Origin of the sequence: Pseudomonas sp. Irchel s3b5, assembly GCF_900187435.1 — a bacterium.
Lineage (GTDB): Bacteria > Pseudomonadota > Gammaproteobacteria > Pseudomonadales > Pseudomonadaceae > Aquipseudomonas.
Genome location: NZ_FYDY01000069.1, coordinates 1 through 1,231, shown reverse-complemented (window position 1 = coordinate 1,231; position 1,231 = coordinate 1). Strand labels below are relative to the sequence as shown.

The following is a 1,231-nucleotide window of genomic DNA, read 5'->3' as shown; positions in this document are numbered from 1 at the left end:
TGTAGGCATAATCGCGGCGGTACAGCGATTGGCGGTTCTGGCTGACAGCATGCGCCTGCAAACGGCCCTGATCGTCGTAGGCGTATTCGCTGAGCAGCAGGCCTTGCTGGCGCTGCTGTTCGCGACCGTGGCTGAAGCTGTGCGCGGTCAACCGTGAACCGTTGAGGTCGATCGCCGTCAGCGCACCGTCCTGGCCATGCCGATATTCGAGCACGCTGGCGTCGGGCAGGCGCAAACGTTGGAGCCGGCCGCAGCTGTCATAACCGTAACGCAGGGTGCCCCAGCCCTGGTGTTCGGTGATCAAGCGGTCCTGGCGGTCGTACTCGAACTCCAGAGGATGGTCGTGGCCGTCGTCGACATTGATCAGCCGCCCAAGGCTGTCGTAGAGGTAACGAACCTCAATGCCGTCGGGCAGGGTCTTGAGCAGCAGGCGTCCGGCGCTGTTCCGCTCGTACGCCGTAACCAACGTAGAGCCGTCATCGCCGAACTCGGTTTTCTCCAGCAACTGCCCGTTGCGGTCGTAGGCATAAGCGGTGCGCCGCCCATCGAAGCCGGTTTCCTGTCGGATCAATCCGCCCGCCGTGTAGTCCAGGCGATAGCGCTCGCCGGACTCGTTCTCGATCTCGGTCAGCAGCATCTGCGCGTGGTCGTAGCGGTAGTTGAGCTGGGTGCCGTCGGGGTTGAGGCGGCGGCTGACCAAGTGCAGGTCGTCGGCGTACTCGTAGCGGATGATGCGCCCGAGTTCGTCGCGTTCGGCGGTGACCTTGCCGTAGGCGTTGTAGCTGTAGGCGCGGTAGGCGCCGTTGGGCAGGGTCACTTGCAGCAGGCGGCCGACGGCGTCCCACTCGTAACGGGTCAGTGCGCCGTGGGCGTCCGTTTGGGTAATCCGGCGTCCCAGGACGGCGTAGGAAAAACGCCGCTGACTGCCGTCCGGCAGGGTTTCTTCAAGCAGTTGCCCGAGGTCGTTCCAGACGAATTGATGGCCGCTGCGGTCCGGGTAGCGGATCGTCAGCAGTCGTCCCTGCTGGTCGTAGAAATAGCGGGTGATCTGCCCGTCGGGATCGGTGACGGCGCTGATGTCACCCTGGGCATTGCGCTCGTATGTCCACGTCGCCTGCCCGCGATAACGGGCATGCAGGAAACCGTCGCGGTATTCGTAGGACGTCGGTTCATCCAGCGGCGGAATCAGCGCAATCAGCCGTCCGACTTCGTCATAGCGGTATTCGGTGAC

1 pseudogene is annotated in these 1,231 nt (G+C 63.7%); it reads right to left on the bottom strand.

The features are described 5' to 3' along the window. Positions 1-1,231, bottom strand: a pseudogene (locus tag CKW15_RS27790) (RHS repeat protein); the annotation flags it as partial.